Origin of the sequence: Catellatospora aurea (genome assembly GCF_042663325.1) — a bacterium.
Taxonomy (GTDB): Bacteria; Actinomycetota; Actinomycetes; order Mycobacteriales; family Micromonosporaceae; genus Catellatospora; species Catellatospora aurea.
On sequence record NZ_JBHTAC010000020.1, the window covers coordinates 85,960 to 106,051 of the forward strand.

11 protein-coding genes are annotated in these 20,092 nt (G+C 72.8%); 2 read left to right on the forward strand and 9 right to left on the reverse strand.

What is annotated here, in order from left to right; translation table 11 throughout:
* Positions 1–22 precede the first annotated feature (22 nt).
* From hisH to hisD, 4 genes are read right to left on the reverse strand one after another with little or no spacing between them, the layout of a single operon-like run.
* Positions 23–643 (reverse strand): imidazole glycerol phosphate synthase subunit HisH, encoded by a 621-nt coding sequence (gene hisH / locus ACFQO7_RS20605; RefSeq protein WP_360529644.1) that lies wholly within the window; start codon positions 641–643, stop codon positions 23–25.
* A gap of 5 nt (positions 644–648) precedes the next feature.
* Positions 649–1,272 carry an imidazoleglycerol-phosphate dehydratase HisB gene (hisB, locus tag ACFQO7_RS20610; protein ID WP_376807854.1) on the reverse strand — a complete coding sequence of 208 codons (624 nt, stop codon included), beginning with the start codon at positions 1,270–1,272 and terminating at the stop codon, positions 649–651.
* Complete coding sequence (locus tag ACFQO7_RS20615; protein ID WP_376807855.1) at positions 1,269–2,345, reverse strand: histidinol-phosphate transaminase; 1,077 nt, start codon at positions 2,343–2,345, stop codon at positions 1,269–1,271. The genes hisB and ACFQO7_RS20615 overlap by 4 nt, the downstream gene beginning before the upstream one ends.
* Complete coding sequence (gene hisD, locus ACFQO7_RS20620) at positions 2,342–3,682, reverse strand: histidinol dehydrogenase (protein WP_376807856.1); 1,341 nt, start codon at positions 3,680–3,682, stop codon at positions 2,342–2,344. Before hisD ends, ACFQO7_RS20615 begins: the two co-directional genes overlap by 4 nt.
* Positions 3,683–3,958: 276 nt before the next feature.
* Here hisD and ACFQO7_RS20625 point away from each other — a divergent pair, with 276 nt between their 5' ends.
* Complete coding sequence (locus ACFQO7_RS20625) at positions 3,959–4,642, forward strand: LON peptidase substrate-binding domain-containing protein (protein ID WP_361045735.1); 684 nt, start codon at positions 3,959–3,961, stop codon at positions 4,640–4,642.
* Here ACFQO7_RS20625 and ACFQO7_RS20630 read toward each other — a convergent pair.
* Complete coding sequence (locus tag ACFQO7_RS20630) at positions 4,612–5,274, reverse strand: DUF2567 domain-containing protein (RefSeq protein ID WP_376807857.1); 663 nt, start codon at positions 5,272–5,274, stop codon at positions 4,612–4,614. The two genes, ACFQO7_RS20625 and ACFQO7_RS20630, sit on opposite strands and share 31 nt — an antisense overlap.
* Before the next feature lie 122 nt (positions 5,275–5,396).
* Between ACFQO7_RS20630 and ACFQO7_RS20635 the strand changes: the two genes are divergently transcribed.
* Positions 5,397–6,776, forward strand: a complete 1,380-nt coding sequence (locus ACFQO7_RS20635; protein ID WP_376807858.1) for an SUKH-3 domain-containing protein — start codon at positions 5,397–5,399, stop codon at positions 6,774–6,776.
* A gap of 108 nt (positions 6,777–6,884) precedes the next feature.
* On the opposite strand, the gene ACFQO7_RS20640 is transcribed toward ACFQO7_RS20635, so the two are convergent.
* The 4 genes from ACFQO7_RS20640 to ACFQO7_RS20655 all read right to left on the reverse strand — a co-directional run bounded on the left by ACFQO7_RS20640 (position 6,885) and on the right by ACFQO7_RS20655 (position 19,915).
* Positions 6,885–8,138: an SUKH-3 domain-containing protein gene (locus ACFQO7_RS20640; RefSeq protein ID WP_376807859.1), complete on the reverse strand. Its 1,254-nt coding sequence runs from the start codon at positions 8,136–8,138 to the stop codon at positions 6,885–6,887.
* Between the two features lie 228 nt (positions 8,139–8,366).
* The gene (locus ACFQO7_RS20645) at positions 8,367–8,930 is read right to left on the reverse strand and encodes a hypothetical protein (protein ID WP_376807860.1); all 564 of its coding nucleotides are present in this window, start codon (positions 8,928–8,930) and stop codon (positions 8,367–8,369) included.
* 144 nt (positions 8,931–9,074) lie between these two features.
* Positions 9,075–9,641, reverse strand: coding sequence for a hypothetical protein (locus tag ACFQO7_RS20650; RefSeq protein WP_376807861.1), 567 nt, complete (start codon positions 9,639–9,641; stop codon positions 9,075–9,077).
* Positions 9,641–19,915 carry a toxin glutamine deamidase domain-containing protein gene (locus ACFQO7_RS20655; RefSeq protein ID WP_376807862.1) on the reverse strand — a complete coding sequence of 3,425 codons (10,275 nt, stop codon included), beginning with the start codon at positions 19,913–19,915 and terminating at the stop codon, positions 9,641–9,643. The genes ACFQO7_RS20650 and ACFQO7_RS20655 overlap by 1 nt, the downstream gene beginning before the upstream one ends.
* Positions 19,916–20,092: the final 177 nt, after the last annotated feature.

Consider the following 20,092-nt stretch of genomic DNA (forward strand, 5'->3'; position numbering starts at 1 on the left):
GCGGCGAGCCTAACGAGTGGGCTCACAGCGTGGCGATCCAGTTCCGCAGCACCCGTGCGCCGACCGCCCCGGACTTCTCCGGGTGGAACTGGGCGACCGACAGCGGCCCCCGCTCCGCGGCGGCGACGAACGTCGCGTGCTCGTGGGTCGACGTGGTGACCAGCGCGACCGCGTCCAGCTCGGCGTTGGGCGGCGCGGCGTACGAGTGCACGAAGTAGCAGCGCGCGTCCGCGTCGACACCGCTGAACAGCGTCGAACCGGCCGGGGCGTCGAGCAGGTTCCAGCCCATGTGCGGCACCCGGCGGGCGGCCAGCCGGGTCACCGCGCCGGGCAGCAGGCCCAGGCCCTTGGTGACCACGCCGTGCTCATCGCCGGAGTCGAACATGATCTGCGCGCCGACGCAGATGCCCAGCACGGGCCGCCCGGCCATGACCCGGTCGGCGATCACCGGCCCGGCCTGCGCGGCCTCGATGCCCGCCATGCACGCGGCGAACGCGCCCACGCCGGGCACGACCAGGCCGTCGGCCCGAACGGCCGCGGCCAGGTCCTCGGTGACCACCACCTCGGCACCGGCCGCCTCCAGCGCGCGCTGCGCGGAGCGCAGGTTGCCCGACCCGTAGTCGAGCACCGTCACCTTCGGCAGCGCGTTCACAGCACGCCCTTCGTGCTCGGGACCACGCCCGCGCTGCGCGGGTCGATCTCCACGGCGGTACGCAGCGCGCGGGCCAGCGCCTTGAACTGGCCCTCGATGACGTGGTGCGCGTCGGGCTTCTGCCCCGGGCGCGACGCCCGCAGCACGGACACGTGCAGCGTGATGCGCGCCGTCTGCGCGAACGACTCGAAGATGTGCCGCGTCATCGAGGTCGGGTAGACGGGGCCGCTACCCGGGTTGATGTAGTCGGCGATGTTCTCCGGCTCGTCGTGCACCATGTACGGCCGCCCCGACAGGTCCACGGCGGCCTGCACCAGCACCTCGTCCATCGGTACCACCGCGTCGCCGTACCGGCGGATGCCCGCCTTGTCGCCGAGCGCCTGCGCGAACGCCTCGCCGAGCGCCAGCGCGGTGTCCTCCATGGTGTGGTGCGCGTCGATCTCCAGGTCGCCCTCGGTGCGCACGGTCAGGTCGATGCCGCCGTGCCGGGCGATCTGGTTCAGCATGTGGTCGAAGAAGCCGACGCCGGTGCTGATGTCGCCGCGGCCCGTGCCGTCGAGGTCGACCTCGACGAGGACCTTGGTCTCCTTGGTGACCCGCTCGACGCGTCCGGTCCTCATGCTGCCAACTCCTTCATCGCCGCCAGGAAGGCGGAGGTCTCTTCCTCGGTCCCGGCGGTGACCCGCAGCCAGCCGGGCAGGCCCACGTCGCGGACCAGCACGCCCTGGTCGAGCAGGGTCTGCCAGGCCGCCTTCTGGTCGGCGAAGCGTCCGAACAGAACGAAGTTCGCGTCCGAGTCGGCCACGGTCCAGCCGCCGGCGCGCAGGTCCGCCACGATGCGGTCGCGCTGCGCCTTGATCGCCTCGACGGTGCCCAGCAGCACGTCCGCGTGCGCCAGCGCGGCGCGGGCGGCGGCCTGGGTGAGCGCCGAGAGGTGGTACGGCAGGCGGACCAGCTGCACCGCCTCGATCACGGCGGGGTGCGCGGCCAGGTAGCCGACCCGCGCCCCGGCGAAGGCGAACGCCTTGCTCATGGTGCGGCTGACGACCAGCCGCGGGTGCCGGTCCAGCAGCTCCAGGGCGCTGGGCGTGCCCGGCCGCCGGAACTCGGCGTACGCCTCGTCGACCACGACCAGGCCGGCCGTCTCGGCGAGCACCGCCTCGATCACGGCGAAGTCCAGGGCGGTGCCGGTCGGGTTGTTCGGCGAGCACAGCAGCGTCAGCGCGGGCCGGTGCGCCCGCACCTGCGCCACCGCGTGCTCCACGGTCAGCCCGAAGTCGCCGTCGCGCCGGCCGTCCACCCAGGTGGTGGCGGTGCCGACGGCCAGCAGCGGATGCATCGAGTACGCCGGGCCGAAGCCCAGCGCGGTGCGCCCCGGACCGGCGAACGCCTGGAACAGCTGCTGCTGCACCTCGTTGGAGCCGTTGGCGGCCCACAACTGCTCGGCGGTGAGCCCGTGCCCGCAGTAGGCGGCCAGGTCGGCGCGCAGCTTCACGGCGTCGCGGTCGGGGTAGCGGTTCAGGTCCGCGATCTCACCGGTGATCGCCCGGCTCACCGCGCGCACGACCTCGTCGGGCAGCGGGTACGAGTTCTCGTTGGTGTTCAGCCGCACCGGCACGTCCAGCTGCGGCGCGCCGTACGCGCTGAGCCCGCGCAGATCCTCCCGCAGCAGCTCCTGCACCCACTCGCTCATGCCGCGCCCCCGTTCTCGAACCGCGCGGTGACGGCCTCGCCGTGCGCGGGCAGGTCCTCGGCGTTGGCCAGGGCGACCACGTGGTGCGCGACGTCGCGCAGCGCCTCGGCCGTGTACTCCACGACGTGGATGCCGCGCAGGAACGACTGCACGGACAGGCCCGAGCTGTGCCGGGCGCAGCCCGCCGTGGGCAGCACGTGGTTGGAGCCGGCGCAGTAGTCGCCCAGCGACACCGGCGCGTACGCCCCGACGAAGATCGCCCCGGCGTTGCGCACCCGCATCGCCCACTCGCGCGCGTCGCGGGTCTGGATCTCCAGGTGCTCGGCGGCGTACGCGTCCACCACCCGCAGGCCCTGTGCCAGGTCGCCGACCAGCACGGTCGCCGACTGCGGCCCGCCCAGCGCGGTGGCGACCCGCTCGCTGTGCTTGGTGCGGGCCACCCGCACCGCCAGCTCCGCGTCGACCGCGTCGGCCAGCGCGGGCGAGTCGGTGACCAGCACGCTGGCCGCCATCGGGTCGTGCTCGGCCTGGCTGATCAGGTCGGCGGCGACGTGCGCCGGGTCGGCGGTGTCGTCGGCCAGGATCGCGATCTCGGTCGGCCCGGCCTCGGCGTCGATGCCGACCACCCCGCGCACCAGGCGCTTGGCGGCGGTCACCCACAGGTTGCCGGGGCCGGTGATCAGGTCGACCGGCGCGCAGTCGTCGTGCGCGGGCAGCTCCCGCTCCGGGTCGGCGGTGCCGCGCGTGCCGTAGGCGAGCATGGCCACGGCCTGCGCCCCGCCGACGCCGTACACCTCGTCGACGCCGAGCAGCGCGCAGGCGGCCAGCACCCGCGCGTCGGGCAGCCCGGTCGCCTTCTGCGGCGGGCTGACGATCACCAGGCTGGGCACGCCCGCGGCCTGCGCGGGGACCACGTTCATGACCACGGTCGACGGGTAGACGGCCAGGCCGCCGGGCACGTAGAGGCCGACCCGGGACACCGGCAGCCAGCGCTCGGTGACCGTGCCGCCGGGCACGACCTGGGTGGTGTGGTCGGGGCGGCGCTGGTCGGCGTGCACCTTGCGGGTGCGCGCGATCACCTCCAGCAGGGCGGCCCGGACCTCGGGTTCGAGGGCCTGCTCGGCTTCCTTGATCGCTTCCGCCGGCACCCGCAACGCGGCCAGGTCCACCCCGTCGAGCCGATGGGTGGCTTCCTTGACCGCCTCGACGCCATGCTCGCGCACCCCGTCGACCAGCGGGCGGATCTGCTCCACCGCCTGGCTGACGTCGATCTGGGCACGCGGCAGCAGGTTGCGCGGATCGATGTCACGTCCACGCAGGTCGATACGGGTCAACACCTCCCAAAGTCTACTGGCGCACCCGCGCGCCCCGGCGCACCCGCCCAGGCACTGGGACAGTGAGCCGGACCACTGTGTCATGGCCGCCGGCTACCGCGGCCTTAATCGTTGTCATCCTCCGCTGCGTTGCGGACGACACCGAGCGGCCGCTACCGCGGGCGGGCAGTGTCATGGCCGCCGGCTACCGCGGCCTTGATCGTTGTCATCCTCCGCTGCGTTGCGGACGACACCGGGCGGGCGGTGCCCGCTGACACACTGCGGCGTTAGGCTCACCCAATGACCGGGACGCTGCCGCTGTTCCCGCTGGGCACGGTGCTCTTCCCGGGCCTGGTGCTGCCACTGCACATCTTCGAGGAGCGCTGGCGCACGCTGATGCGCAACCTGATGGAGCTGCCGGACGGCACCCCGCGCGAGTTCGGCGTGGTCGCGATCGAACGCGGCCTGGAGGTCATGCCCCCACCGCACGACGGCATCGCCACCTCCGAGGTGGTGGTGCACGAGGTCGGCTGCGTGGCGCAGCTGCGCCAGATCACCGAGCTGCCCGACGGCAAGTTCGACATCGTCACCGTCGGCGCGCGCCGGTTCCGCATCACCGGCTTCGTGCCCAGCCCCCACCCGTACCCGGTGGTCGGGGTGGAATGGCTGCCCGACCCGGCCCCCGACGAGCTGGCCGACCAGCTCGCGCCCCGGGTGCTGGCGGCGTTCCGCGAATACCTCGGGGTGCTGCGCGGCGGGCCGGACGACCAGCTGCCCGACGACCCGACGGTGCTGTCGAACCTGGTCGCGGCCAGTGCATCGCTGACCGTCGGCGACCGCCAGCAGCTGCTCAGCGCACCGGATCCGGCGTCCCGGCTGCGCCAGGAGCTGGCCATCCTGGCCCGGGAGACCGCGCTGCTGCGCGAGGTCCGGGCGGTGCCGGCGCAGCTGTCTCAGCTCGGCCCGGCGCCCGCGATGAACTGATCGTCGTCGTGCTCGGCCCACTCCTGCTCGTCCTCGTGGCGGCGCAGTGAGGGGAACCGCGACCAGGCCGCGGCCAGCGCGTAGGTGACCACCGCGGCGAGCGCCGGAATCAGCAGAGCGCCGCCGATCGCGTACGGGAAGAAGGTCAGCTTCTTCACCGCGCGCAGGTCCACCGGCCGGTGCACGATCGTGTCCACCGGCGCGTTCTTCAGCTGGTCCTGGTAGGCGGACAGCCCGATGTCGTGGCCCAGCCACCAGGCGGCCCAGCCCGCGATCAGGGTGCCCAGCAGCAGCCCGGCGAGCTGGATCGGCCCCCGGCGGGCGGGCAGCAGCACCCAGGCCGCGATCGCGCACAGCAGGCCGAAGCCGAGGCCGAGCAGCACGAACCAGCCCTCCGCGGCGGCCAGCTGCTCCGGCTCCGGGGAGGTGTAGACCGCGCCCTCCTCGACGATGCGCAGCGGCAGGGTCGGCGCGAGCGCGTGCCACAGCAGGCCCAGGCCCAGCCCCAGCACGCCGATCACGGCCGCCAGCGCGAGCGCCCAGAGCACGTCCCCGCCCCGGCCACCACCCGACGACGCCGGCCGGCCTGGCTCGATCGGGCCCTGGTACTGCGAAGTGTCGTCGGAAAGCATGTTCGAACCGTAGTCCCCTCAGCGCGGCCGGGCCCGCGCCCGGGCACGGATGGGCGGGATACCTCCCTTCGTGCCCTGCTGCGATAAGTTGTCCAGACCGATCGCCGAACGCGGGAGCCGCCATGATTTCACAGGAACGGCTGGAGGAGATCGCGCGGCACTGGGCCGTCGCCGAGACCCTGCGCCGCGGCTACGAGTGCGAACCGCGGCTCACCGAGTTCGCGGGCGGCTGGGTCGTCTGGTCGCCGCCCCCGGCCGGCGGCCCGGTGGCCGAGCCCGGCAGCGGCGAGACTGTGATCATCGATCGGGAGACCGGCGCGCTGACCGTGGTGCCGGGCCTGCCGCCGCAGGTCGCGATGAGCCGGTACGCCGGCCCCGCCGCGACCGCCCAGGCCGTGTATCCGGCCGCACCGCTGCCCACCCCGCCACCCGGGGCCGTGACCTCGCCGGTCAGCACGATGCCGCCGCCGATGCCGCCGCTGCCGCCCGCGCTCTCCGTGGCGGCCGACCCGCACTCGCTGACGCCCGGACCTCCGCCGCCGAACGCCGCCCTGACGTCCTCCCCGTTCGGACCGCCCCGGCTGTCGGCCGAGGAGGCGGAGCGGCGCGCCATGGCACTCGCCGCGCAGCTGGCCCGGCTCAGCCCCGGCCTGCCCGCGCCCACGCTGCCGCAGGTGGTGGCGACGCTGGAGGTGGCCGGACGGACGTTCCAGGCGCTCGGGCACACCGCCGACGCGGAGCCGGCGCACCACCCGGCCGTCGCGCACGCGCTCGCCGCGATCCCGCCCGGCAGCCGCACCCGCGGCGCGCACCGCCACCCCGACCTGATCGTCGTGTCCAAGGCCCTGTTCGAACTCGGCGGCGCGGCGCACACCGACCCGGCCTGGGCCGCACAGCAGCTCGCCGGGGCCACGCTGCGGCTGCACCTGCTGCGCGAGGGCGCTCCGGCCGACAACCCCACCCCCGCCGCGTCCTGCCACACCTGCGGCACCGCGCTGGTGAGCCTCGGCATGCCCGGTGAGCTGCCCCGCGACCTGATCCGCCCCGAGCCGCCGCAGCGCGGTGCGGCCGGGCGGGCGGCGCTGCGGGCGATCACCGCCGAGGCGGTGGCCGCCACGATCGCCGTGCCCGGCGTACGCCACCGGCTGCCCGCGCTGCCGTTCCTGGTGGACCTGCTGGAGCCGTACGCGCCGTTCCACCCGGTGCTGCAGAGCCAGAGCGGCGCGGCTCAACGCGTGGAGTCGTTCACCCTCGACGTGTGGACCCGCGAGCAGACCGCCGACACCCTCGGCGACCTCTCCGAACGCCTCGGCGCCCGGCTCTTCCCGATCGGCGGCGAGGCCGGCGGCCTCCACTCGATCCTCGCCGTCGACGAATACCACCGCGTCTTCGCCCTCGACCACGCCGGCACCTGGTACCTCGGCCCCACCCTCGAATCCGCCGTCCAAACCCTCCTCATCGGCCGCTCCACCCCCCGCCTCCGCCCCAACGCCACCTGGTAGCCCCCATTCACGCGTTGATCATGAACTTATGGCACGGCTCGACGGCGAGTCGCTGCCACAACTTCATGATCAACGCGGGACCGTGCGGCCGGCGATGCGCGCGAGGGGTCAGGCGGGGGGTTCGAGGGTGCCGTCGTCGCGGACGCGGGGCATGGGGTGGCCCTGGAGGAGGACCACGAAAGCCGTGTCCAGGTCGGGGCCTGCGTACCATTCGCCGGCCTGGTCGAGGACCCAGACGCGGCTGCGCTCGTCGACGGCGATGATGGCGTCGCCGGCCTGCTCCGCGCCGATCGGGGCGAGCTGGACACCGATCACCCGGGCGAAGTCGGCCAGCGAGTCGGCCGTCGCGCCGACCAGGTCGCCGCCCAGCTCGAACGGGCGCACCCAGTGCGCCGCCCCCGGTCCCCGGCGCACCGAGACCAGGTACGGGAACTTCTCGATCGCCGCCCGCAGCGGCTCCAGCGGCGGGTGGCCGTACTCCCCCAGCGCCCGCACGGACAGCTCGGCCCACTCGGTCGCGGACACGACGCGGCCGTCCAGCTTCAGCGGCACGTCCCAGCCGCCCGCGGCGAGCGTCGCCGCGACGTCCGGGGACAGGTTCGCCAGCGGCCCGGGGATGCCCGTCGGCGGCGCGACCGGCTCGACCGGCCCGACCGCGGCGGAGGCGGGCGCCAGCCCGAAGTGGATCCAGGCGGCCAGGCATGTGTCACACGGTCCGGCGGGCGTGCCCGCGAGCGGGTCGCCCGGGTCGCGGACCAGAGTGAGCCGCAGCTCCTGCACCTGCTGCGCGGCGGCCCGCACTTGAGCGATGGTCAGGCCCGGCTCACCACGGGAGGCCGCCGCGTGCTCCAGCTCGTGCAGCCAGTCGGACAGCACGATCAGTTCGGCGTGCCGCCGGGTGCCGCGTACCAGCGAACCCGGGCTCTGCACCGCCAGCCACTTGACCACCAGCGGGTGGTGATTGAGTTCCTGGTCGCCTTTGGCGCCAGTCGTCTCGCGCGGCAGGCCGTCGCCGGGCACCAGGCGCACCGTGACACCCGGGGCCGAGCCGCCGCCCAGCCGTCGCAGCGCCGCCAGCGGATCGGCGGTCACCGGGGCCGCCGGTTCCTGCTCGGCGCGATACTGCCGGTGCAGGCGGCGCACGTGCTCCAGCGGCACCGACGGGTACGTGGTGACCCGCGCGTCCTGCCGGTCGATGACCAGCCGCGCGCCCGCGCCGGGTTCGGGTGGGCCGTCGCTGTCGGGCAGCGTCCAGACGATGAAGCACTCCGGGAACTCCGCGACGTACGGCCGGTGCGAGCCGCCCGCCCCGCGCGCCAACTGCTCGGCCACTCGCTGCGCGTCCTGCGCCGTGACGGTCATCGGAGTCCCTTCCCCTGCACGATCCGGGCCGCGACGAGCGCGGGCCGGGCTTCACCCTGCCACGGGCAGGCGCAATCCCGGTAACGTGTCCAATGTAGACCGATGATCATAGGCCGCCACCCGGTTGCCGCCGCACGCCGACCCCGGACGGAGCGGCGGCACGCGCCGGAGCCCTCAGCCGGTCCGCTCGCCGATCCACGATCCGCGCCGTCCGGCTGCGCCTCACCATCAGTCGCCGCCAGGCTGGGGCCCGGCGAGGCGGGCACGCTCCCGCCGAGCAGACCACGCCTCATCGAGCGCGTCCAGCGCGGCCGGGCCAAGTTCGCCGAGCGGCGGACGGGCGATGTACTTCTCCCAGGTTCCCTCCAGGATGCCCACCGCCGATCCGATGTACACCCGGCCGGCCTCGCGGTCGAACGGGCCGCCACGCTCGTACACCTGCAGCAGCGGCTCGAACGGGTCGGGCAGGCCGTCCGGCCACGACTCCAGCACGCTGAAATCCAGGATGTATCGGACGATCACGGCGTCCAGCGGGCGCGCCCCGCCCGCCCCCATCCGTCGCCGCACCGCCGGCGCCGTCTGCTCGTCGACACGGGCCGAAGGGTCGACGAAGGAGGCGATGTCGAAGAACGGCCAGTGGTCCGTACAGCCCAGCGCACGGGCCCACAGTGCCGAGCGCCGCAGGTACTCCTGCATGAGCCTGATCCGCGACCCGTTGTGGTCGAGGCTCTCGTCCCACACGACGCCGTCAAGCCGGCCGACCAGCCGTGCGGTGCTCGCCTGCACCCTCATCGCGGCTGCTCAAGGTCTCCGGCATGGTGCCGACCGGCGCATCGCGGTGCGCGCCGCGCTCGCTGCCCATGCCGATCGGCGACCGCCATCCGATCCACGTCCATCCATGGCACCCTCCTCCGCGACGACGTTCCGGCCCCCGGGTCAGCCCTGCCGGTCGGCCGCCTGGACCTGGCGCGCGATCTCGGCGCGACGCTCCTCCCATGTCCTGTCCAGCACGTCCAGCGCCGCAGGACTCAGATCATCCGCTGGCGCACGCCGCGCGTACTTCTCCGCGGACCGCGCCGGGACGCCGTCACCGACGCCGATCCGGATGCTGCCGGCCTCGCGGCCGAAAGACCCACCGCGCTCGTACACCGCGAGCAGCGGCTCGAACGGGTCGGGCAGGTCCCGCGGCCACGCCGGCAGCACGGTGAAGTTGAGCATGTACCGGATGACCCGCTCGTCGAGCGGGCGCAGACCCCGCCCGGAGAGCCCGGCCAGCACCGAGTCCAGGTATGCCTCGTCGAGCCGAGCGTCCGGGTCGGCGGCGGCCGCGATGTCGAAGAACGGCCAATACCGCGTCTGGTCCAGTGCCTGCGCCCACAGCGCGGACCGGCGCAGATACTCCAGCATCAGCGCGATCCGCGACCCGTTGTGCTGGAGGCTCTCCTCCCAGGTCACCTCGTGCAGCCGTGCGATCAGCTGCTCGGTGCGAGCACCCGCCTCCATCACCGGTTCCTCACCATCTCCAGGATCACGTCCACCACCTCGTCAAGATTCTGCAGATCGAGGGGGACGTCCACCTCGGGCAGGGGTAGCCCGTAGGCCGGGTAGTGCCCGAACGGCCCGAGCTGAGAGTACTTCGGCGCGAGGTAGTGCGCGTTGAGGACGCCGGGCGCGAGCACTTCGAGGTAGTCGTCGTCACCCAGCGGCTGCCAGCACTCGGGCCGGGCCGAGTTGAACTGGACACCCGCTTCGAGCAGCCGGGACTCGATGTACTCGTGCGCCAGCATCTGCGCGAAGTACTCCCGCTGTTCGGCGGTGCGCCGCTCGTTGCCGTACGCCATGGTCCACGGATTGGCGTTGTCGTGGTATGCGGTGAAGTAGACGCCGCGCTCCAGTCTGCCCGGCCCTGTGGCGACGTCGTGCAGGTCGACGAACATGTTGCGCCACGCCCGGTCGATGACCTCGGGCGGGTGCCCGGTGTGCGCCGCGATCCGCTCGGCGGCGTCCGTCCACGCCCGGATCTCGGCGTACCGCTCCGGCGCTCCGTCGTCGGACCCGGTGGCGTGCGGGGTGTCCCCACCCGCCGGGGACACCCCACCCGGCTCCGGAAACGCCCCCGCCGGGTTTGGCGCGTCGTCGGGTTCGGGGCCGGGCTGCGGGTCCGGGGAGGGTTGCGGCTCGGGAGCAGGCTGCGGGTCCGGCTCCGGAGCGGGCTGTTGCTGGGCCAGTTCGGCCTTGCCCCAGGAGGTCTGGGCGAGGCTGGTCATGGGCCGCGGGTCGCCGTTCGCGTCCAGCATCATCGCGCGCATGCCGACGACGTTGCCGTTGTTCGACGGGTCGCCGGTGTGCCCGTACATCGACACGTTCTCGGCGATCTGGCGGGTCTGCGGGTCCAGGAACAGGATGGTCCCGTCCTGGTTGACCGCGAGCCAGGCGTGCGAGGTGCCGGCCTGCCACTCGGTGACGATGAACATCGCCGCACCGTGCCCGGCCTCGCTCAGCTCGTGGGTGATCGCCGCGAAGCCCCAGTCGGACCACTGCTGGGCCTGCGCGGCCGGGCTCTGCGACATGTTCGGGAACACCGTCTGCCAGACCCCGCCGACCGCTGCGGCGACGCGGGCCATGCCGCCCACCTCGCCGCCCGTGACCGCGTTGACGTCCGTTCCGGCGTACCCGTCGAAGGTGCGCGGCGCGGAGACCTGCGGGCGGCCCCGCCAGGTCCGCCACGCGGAGATCATGCAGTCGACGCAGTTGATGCCGCGGCTCGGGTCCAGCTCCGGCCCGCCGTCGTTGGCCAGGCCGAACCAGGTGCCCACCCGCGGGTCCGGGTTCATCTGCAGAAAACCGCCGGGGGTACGCGGCAGCGCGGCGACCAGGTCGTCCTGGTGCTGCCGCAGCGGCGGGCGCAGGCCGCCCCGATACAGGTAGGGCCGCCCGTCGGCGGCGGGCACGTCGACCAGCAGCTCGCCGTCGTCGGTGTTGACCGCGACCCAGGCCGCGTCGGTGTCCACCGTCTGCGCCTGGTTGGCCGTGTACGTGCCGTTGTACGCGGCCTTGGACGCCTTGCCGAACTCGTTGGCCCACTGCTGATGCCGGTCGGCCCACTCCTGGCACAGTTTCGCCTGCTCGGCGTCGGGCTGCTGCTCGGAGTAGAACGCCGCCCACGACCGGTACTTGTGCATCTCGGCGAGGTGCTTGGCCGCCTCCGCCGCCAGCGCGTCCGCCTCCTGCTGACGCCGCTGCAGCTCCAGCGACATGCGCCGGGTCTGCAGCCCGGCCCGGTACGGCCACTGCGGGTGGTTCGGGTCGGCCGGGTCCATGCCGACCGGGCCGGGCGGCGTGCTGCCCGGCATCGGCGGGGTGCCGGTGGCGTCCGGGGACGCCGGGTCGGCGTCGCCGGCTAGGGCTGCGTCTCCTGGGCGCGGCGACGGTGCGACTCCGCGAAGATCTCCTCGATCTGCGGCTCGCTCGGCAGCGGGCCCGTCCCCTGCGAGATCGCCAGCGCGATCCGCTCGGCCGCCGCCCGGTCCACCGGACGTCGCCGGTCGTCCCAGCTCAGACTGTTCATGATCTCCGAGACCGCGTCCGGGCGATACCGCCAGCCCCCCGCTCGGTGGTCGTACATCAGCGCCTCCCGGGTCCCCGGGCCCTTGACGATCAGACCCGTCGGCTCCTGGTCCGGGTGGTACTCGATGTCCCTCACGTAGAGCGCGAAGTAGTGCAGCATCCTCTTCCCTCAGGTTGGGGGCCACCTTGGGGGTGACCGCGAAGTCGTCCGGGGCGAGGTCGAACTCGGCGATCAGGTCGGCGGGGGTCCGGCCCTCCTGCGCCAGCTGGGCACGCAGCTCGTCCAGCACCTCCGGCTGCTCGGAGAGGAACTTGGCCAGGCCGTTGTCCTTGGCCCCGTCGCCACCCATGCCCGCCGGGATCGCGTCCATGATACCGGCGCGGCGGTTGGCCTCGATCATCGACAGCAGGGCGCGCAGCCGCTGCTCGGCCGGCAGGCTGTCGTCGCGCAGCACCTCGTAGTCGTGGTGCGTCTGCTGCCACAGCTCGAAGGACAGCTGCGTCGGGAACTGCACCTCGAAGTACGTGCCGTCCTCCGCCCGGAACGTGGCGTTGGTGCCGAAGAAGCGGTTGCCCGGCCGCCAGAAGTCCTTCGGCGGCCCGTCGAGCTCGTAGCCGAAGTCCGCCAGCTGCCGGACCAGCGCGTCGAACGCCGGCCGGTACGCGTCGCCGCCGGGCATCACGACCGAGAAGCGCACCGCGTCGTTGATGGTCGCGGCGAAGTGCTCGTGCCCGTGCGCCTGCCCCTCCAGCAGGTACTTGCGCTGCAGCGACTCCCGGCTCTTGAAGCGCGTCTCATCGGTGTCGGCGAGCAGGTGCAGGTCGTCGCCCGAGTGCTCGGGCGAGCCGTTGACGGCCGCCATCGCCGTCTGGATGTCGGCCATGATCTCGGCCGACCGCTGCCGCGAGGTCTCGTAGACCTCGTCGAGCATGGCGAACTCTTCGGCCGTGAGGTCCTGTGTCGTGGGCTCCGGCTCGAAGACGGCGCCCATCGGCTCCGGCGGCGGCCCGGCGGGGTCGGTTAGTCCAACGTCCCCGCTGCTCGGCGGCGGTGGGACTCCCGGAACACCTCGAGGATCTCCTCCTCGCTCGGCAGCGGGTCGGTCCCCTTCGTGATCAGCATCGCGATCTGCTCCGCCTCCGACCGGTCGATCGGCCTGCGCCGGTAGTCGTAGGTGTCCCGGCCCAGGATGAACCCCGCCGTCTCCGGGTCGTACCGCCAGCTCTGGGCCCGGTGATCCCAGATCAGATACTCCAGGTATCCCTCGCCCGCGATGATCAGGCCCACTGCCTCCTGGTCCGGGAAGTCCTCGATGTCCTTCCGGTAGATGGCTTTGTAGTGCAACATTCTGGGCCTCCAGGCGGGCGGCGACCTCGGGAGTGATCGGGAAGTCGGCAGGGGTCAGATCGTATTCGGCGATCACGTCACCGGGGGTGCGGCCCTCGGCAGCGAGCTGCCGCTCGAAGACGGCCCAGACTTCGGAGTTGTCCGCGATCCACTTGGCCAGGCTCGCGTCCTTGGGCCTGCGGTCGGCCACGCCCGGCGGGATCTCGTCGATCATACCGGCGGCGCGGTTCACCTCCAGCATGCGCAACAGCGCCCGGACTCGCTGCTCGGGCGTGGCCTTGACGTCGCGCATCGTCTCGTACTCGACGTGCGTCGCGTGCCACACCTGGTACGACCGCTCCGTCGGGAACTGCACCTCGAACAGGGTGCCGTCGGGCGCCCGGAACGTGGTGTTCATCCCGTAGAAGCGGTTGCCGGCGTTCCAGAAGTTGTTGACCTTTCCTTCCAGCTCGTAATGGGCCGCTTTCAGCTGCGCGAGCACCGCGTCGAGCGCCGGAAGGTAGCCGGGACCGTCCGGCAGTTGGATCGAGAAGCGCACCGAGTCGTTGACGCTGGCCGCGTACTGGTCCGGGCCACCCTGCCGCTCTTCGGCGAGGTACTTGCGCTCCAGCGACTCCCGGCTCTTGGCCCTGTGCTCCGGATCGCGCAGCGGCAGCGACCCCTCGGGCAGGCCGAGTGCCTGCTCCGCGGCGGCGGTGAACCGCCGCAGGTCGCCGAGGATGCGCTCGGACGCCTCCAGCGCGCGCTCGTAGACGTCGTCGAGCATCGCGAACTCTTCCGCGTCCGGGCGATCCGACGGCGGCGGCGCGAAGAAGCGGCCCATCGGGTCCGGCGGCGGTCCGGCCGGAGGCTGCGCCGGGGGTGTGGCGGCGCCGGGATCGGTGTCACCCTCGCGCTGCGCGGGGATCGCGGGCGAGCCGGGATCGGACGGCCGCTGCGCCGCGTCGGGCGCGGCCGGGTCCGTCGACGAGTCCGTCGCCAGCTCGGGCGACGCCGAGGCGTCGGACGGCGACGTCAGTCGTCGTCCTGCGGCGGGGCGCCCTTCCACTGGAAGATCCAGAGAATCGTCTCCTCGTCGGGGAGCGCCTCGGTCCCCTTCGTGATCTGCAGCATCAGGGCTTCCGCTTCCTCGCGGCTGATCAGGTCGTACTTGTCGATGTTCTCCGCTTTGAAGGTGAACTCCGCTATCGACCACGGGTCGAAGACCCAGGCCTTCTGGTCGTAGTCCCAGAGCATCGCTTCGGCTGGATTGTTGGCCCGGATCACGAAGATCCCCCTCTGCATGCCGTCCGACTTGTCGCGCACGTAGCTCTGGTAGTAGTTGATCATCAACAGTCTCCGGCTCCGTCGCGATCTCCGCCGACAACTCGGACTCGGACGACGACGTCAGTCGTCGTCCTGTGGCGGAACGCCCTTCCACTGGAAGATCCAGAGAATCGTCTCCTCGTCGGGAAGCGCCTCCATCCCCTTCGTGATCTGCAGGGTCAGCTCCTCGGCCTGCTCCCTGCTGATCTCCTCCGTGCGGTCCGTGTAGTCGTGGTGATCCATCACGTACGCCACCGTCGTCGGGTCGTACACCCACGCCTTCTGCCGGTGGTCCCACAGCATCGCGTCCACCCCGCCGTGAGTCACGATGATCCCCCTCGCCGGGGGCTTCGACTTGTCCATTGCGTAGAACGCGTAGTAGGTCACCATCGGTCTGCTCCGGCCTCTCGGCAGTCTCCGGTGCGACGGCCGCACCGGACGTGTCGGACGCAACCCGGGACGAGGCCGGGTCCGTCAGTCGTCGTCCTGCGGAGGAGCCCCTTTCCACTGGAAGATCCAGAGGATCGTCTCCTCGTCGGGGAGCGCCTCCTTCCCCTCCGTGATCTGCAGGGTCAACTCCTCGGCCTGCGCCCTCGTGATCTCCTCCGAGCGGTCCACGTACTCGTGGTGGTCCAGCAGGTAGGCCACCTTGCCCGGATCGTAGATCCAGGCTTTCTTGCGACGGCTCCACAGCATCGCGTCCTCCCCGCCGTGGGTCACGAAGATCCCGCTCGCCGGGGGTTTCGACTTGTCCGTCGCGTAGAAGGCGTAGTAGGTCACCATCGATACGCTCCAGTTTCTCTGCGACTTCAGGTGTGACGGGAACATCCGCGGGGTCGATGCCGAACTCCGCGAGGACGTCGGCGAACCCGGTGAAGGAATCCTGCTGATCATCCAACCACGCCCGGTACTGCCGCCAGACCTCCGCGTTCTTGGTGACCCAGGCGGCCAGACCGGTGTCCTTCGGCGCGGCCGGCGTCTGCGCGGGCGGCGGGCCGGAGATCGTGTCGATGCCGGGCGGCACGTCGTCGAGGCCGAGTTCCTGGTTGACCGCCAGCATCGACAGCAACGCGTGTACGCGCCGTGGGGACAGCTCGGCACCCTGCCGCTCGCCGTTCTCGTCCGTGTGCCCGTCCCGACGAAGCACCTCATACGCGTCGTGGGTCAGGCCCCATGCGCGCTCGGACGACTCGGTCGGGAACTGGACCTCGAACAGCTGCCCGTTCGGGTGCTGGAAGGTGACGTTGAGCCCGAGGAAGCGATTGCCCGGCCGGAAGAAGTTCTTGATGTCGGTGAGCTGGTAGCCCTGCGCCTCCAGCCCCGCCCGGACGGCGTCGAACGCTGGCCGGTACCCGGCCCCGCCGGGCAGCCGCACCATGAAACGCACCGCGTCGTTGACCTTGTTTGCGAACTCCAGCCCGAGGTTGTCACCCTCGAGCAGATACTTGCGGGTCAGCGACTCGAGCGTCTTCACCCGTTCGCCGACGCCCTCCATGGTCAGGAAGCCGTACTCGTTGTCCGGGCTGAGATTGAACAGCCCGACCGCGTTGCCGATGTCCCGGAGGATCACGTCCGCGTTCGCCTGCGCCGTGGTGTGCACCCCGGCGAGCATCTCGCGTTCGTCCTGCTCCAGGTCGTCGACAAGCTCCTCCGGACCTGGCGGCTTCTCGATGGTCACCGGAACGGTGTCGGATCCGTACAACCGGCCGGGCAGCAGGCTGCGCTGCTCCGCGGCGCGGAACAGCGACGCTTCACCGAACGTGGTGGGCACGGTGCCCGCCGCGTGCACCACCGGGCCTCGATCACCGCCGACCACCAGGCGGCCGTCCACCATCCGGATGTCGACTGCGAGCGGCCTACGGTACTTGTCGCGGTCCGGGTCCTCCCCCTCGGGAAGGCTGGTCAGCGGCTCGTCCGGGCGGTGCACGCAGACCGGCACGGTGTCGAGTCCGGCCAGGTTGGCCGCCCGCATCCGACGGTTGTCCATACTGGACATGGAGCCGTCGCCCCACGCGACGACATGCGCCGGCCCGCCCTGCCAGCCGGTCTCCGCCATCCGCGCGGTGAACTGGCCCATGGTCAGGTCACCGCTGGTCGGGCTCACCGAACGCTGCGTGAACCGCACGTCCTGCGTGGGCACCACCGCCGTCTGCGGCAGCATCGCCTCCAGTCGCACCCGGTCGGCGTCGCTGAGCACTGACGGGTCCGGGTAGCCGAGGTCGTCGAAGGTCGCCTCACCGACGCGGATGCCGTGCTCGGCGAGTTCGGCGTCGGTGAGCGGCCGCTGCATGTCCGCGTCGAGCTGAGTCGCGTGCACCCCGGCCGGGGCGGCCGCCGGATCGGGCTGGCCCTGGTACTGCGACCAGGCCCCCGTGGGCGCGCCGTCGATCAGGGACTGCTTGCCGTCGGGCCCGATCACCATGGCGTCCATCTGGATGATGCCGTTGGTGTAGGGCGGGTTGGTCGTCGGCGTGCCCGGCGGCTGCTGCGGGTCGGCGTACATGATGACGCCGCCGTCGTTGAAGACCGGCCAGGTGTGCGCGGTGCCGTCGGACGAGTGATGGATGATCACAGCCATCGCGCCCGGCCCGGCCTGGCGGAGCTGGTCGGCCAGGCGGGCGTACGACGCGTCCACCGTCTGCCGGGCCGCCTGGCGGTCGAGACCGCGGGTGTCCGGGCACAGCTGCTGCAGCCGCCCGCCGAAGAAGTCCTCGATGCGGTGCGGCCCGCGCGGCTCCGGCCCGGACGGCTGGTCCGGGTTGCCGCTGGCAAACCCGTCGAGGGTACGCGCGGCGGCGCAGCGCGGCCGCCCGTGCAGCCAGGTGTCGGCCACCGACAGCAGCACGTCGACGCAGTTCACCGCGCGGGTCGGGTCGGCCTGCGGCCCGCCGTCGTTGGCGTAGCGCAGCCAGCCCGAACGCAGCGGCGGGAACTGCAGCGGGCGGCCGTCCGCGTCGCGCGGGACGGCGTTCTCCAGGTCGAGCTGGTGCTGGGTGAGCACCGGACGGTAGCCGCCGCGCTGGTCGTAGCGGCGGGTCGCGTCGACCGACGGCGGGGAGTCGCTGCCGGTCAGCACCGACACGTCGTCGGTGGTGACGCCGCCGCGGGTGAAGTCCGCGCCGTCGTGGCGGTTCAGCGCGTCCCAGGCCGCCGCGGCGAGCGCGCCGGGGCGGCCCATCGAGGCGAGGATCGCGCGCCGCTGCGCGCGCAGCCCGCCGTGGTACGCGTCGCTCCAGCGCCGCGCCTCGGCCCGGCTGCGCTCGCCGTCACGCCGCCCGTCTGCGGCCGGGGGCCGGGAGTCGGTGTCCGGCCCGGTGCCGCGTGTGTCCGCGCCGGGCACAACGGCGACGGCGGGTGTCGCCGGGTCTGTCTGCTGGGCCGGGGTGGCCTGCGGGCGGGCCGGGTCGCCGGGCGTCTGCTGGGCCGGAGCCGTCTGCTGGCCCGTCGCGGGGCTCGGCGAGGTGGCCTGGCCCTGCTGGGGTGCCGGATTCTGCGCGGTCGCGGGATTCTGCGTGCCCGTGGTCGGCGTCGTGCCCTGCGCGTTGGTGGCGGTCGTCTGGTTAGCGGGACCGGTCTGCGTGCCGGTGCTCGCCTGCGCCGTGGGCCCGGTCTGCGACGACGGCGTCTGCGCGGCGGTGTTCGTCTGCGCGGACGGCGCGGTCGCGGAGGCGCTCGCCTGCGTGGACGGCGCGGTCGTGGAGGCGCTCGCCTGCGTGGCGGGTGTCGTCCCGGAGGTGTTGGCCTGCGCCGACGGTGTGGTCGTCGAGGTGCTGCCCTGGACGGACGGGCCGGTCTGCGACGGAGTGCCGGTCTGCGCGGCCAGTCCGGCCTGTGCTGGGCCGGTCGCCGTGACGCCTGCCGCGGGCCGCGCCCCGGTGGCCGGGTTGGTCCCCGCCGAGCCGGAGGTGTTCGCGCCGGAGCCTGTGCCGGAGCCTGAGGTTCCCGTACCCGAGGTGGTGCCCGAGCCCGAGCCCGAGGTGGACCCGGCCGGGCCGCCTGACCCGGTGCCGGTGCCGCTCGACGGGCCTGCGCCGGTCGTCGTGGTGCCGCCGGCGGAGCCCGTGCCGGACAGTCCTCCGGACCCGGACCCGGACCCGGACCCGGGCGAGGCCGAGGTCGACGCGGAAGCCGACGTCGAGACCGACGATGCCGACGGGGCGGCGGACGTGCCTGCGAGGCCTGACGCCGGGCTCGTGACCGCGGGCGCTGCGGGGGCCGCGGCGGCGGGCGCGGCCATACTCTGCGGAGCCGGGGCGACCGCCGGGGCGATCACGGTGTTGGCCTGCGCGGGAACGTTCGCGACCGGGGGCGGTGCGGCGGGCGCGGCCGGGGCTGCGCTCGCCTCCGGCGGGGCCACGCCGGCGAGGCCGCCGGAGCCGCCCGAGCCGCTGCCCGAGCCACCGCCGTGCGATCCGCCGGAACCACCGGCCGAGCCACCGGAGCCCGTGGTCCCCGTGTGCGGGCCGCCACCGCCACCCGAACCGCCGCCTCCCGCGGCAGCGGTGGCCGCCGCGGCGGTGGTGATGTTCGAGCTCGGGTCGCCGTCGAGCGCGGTACCAGCGAGGTTGCTGACGATGTTGTTCGTCATGTTGTTGAGTTCGCCGGTCAGGTGGCTGGTGACGCTGGACCGCGCGCCCGAGGTCGCCGCCATGCCCAGGTTGCCCGCGTCGGGCAGTTGCCCCGTGGCGAGCGAGCCGCCGATGTCGCCGAGCACCTCGCCGCGTACGCCGTGGGAGACCTTGCTGACGAAGCCGCCGTTGTGGCCGCCCGCGAGCGTGCTGGCCGCGCCGCCGGCGAAGCCCGCCCAGCCGGCCATGGCGAGATCGCCGAGGTCGAGGCCGTCGCGGCGGCCGGTCGCGGTCTGGTACGTCTGGATGGCGCCCTGGGTGAGCAGCTCCTCCTTCATCTCGTCCAGGCCCTCTTTGCCGGCCTTGATCGCCCACTTGCCGAGCTTCTTGCCGAAGTCCTTGCCGAGGTCCTTGAGCTTGTCCTTGACGGCGCGCTTGATGCCGCGCTCGATCAGCGACTTGAGCAGCCGCTTGAGGATCTCCTTGATGGCGAAGCGGGTCGCCATGCAGACCGGCCCGGCGGCGGCGGTGGACGCGCCGAAGGTGAAGAACGCGGCGACGGCCAGCGCGATCAGTTCGATCAGCAGCAGGCCGAGTTCGATGTAGTACTCCAGCTTCGCGCCCTGGATGTCGCAACCGCCGCCTTCGAGCATCTCGCCGAGCGCGCCCGCGACGTACGCGGCGGCCTGCAGCGCGGACTTCTCGTCGCCGCTGCCGATCTGGCCCCAGGCGTCCTTGATCGCGGCGGCGACCTTGCCCTCGGCGCCGCCGAACGCGGCGACCGCGTCCAGCGCGGCCCGCTCCGACTCGGTCAGCGGGTCGGCGAGGTCACCGGCGACCGCGTACCAGTCGTCGGCGAGGTCCCAGGTGGCCTGCTCGTCGCCTTCGGGCCAGTCCATGCCGATGACCCAGTCGAGGCATTCCTTCATCCACCCCGGTGCGTCGAAGTAGGACAGCGGATGCGGAATCGGCGACGGCAACCACGACATCCGCACCCTCCCCAGAGTTCGGCTTCCCGCGCGATCCGGCCCGTACGGGAACGGCGTATCCGGTGGCGCGCAGGCGCTCTGGGTAAGCTACTCGATCCGGACAAGAGCGCGCCAACCCGGTTGCGGCGACGGGTGCCGATCCGGGCTAGAGTCGGCGTCACCGGCCGTACCAGGGGA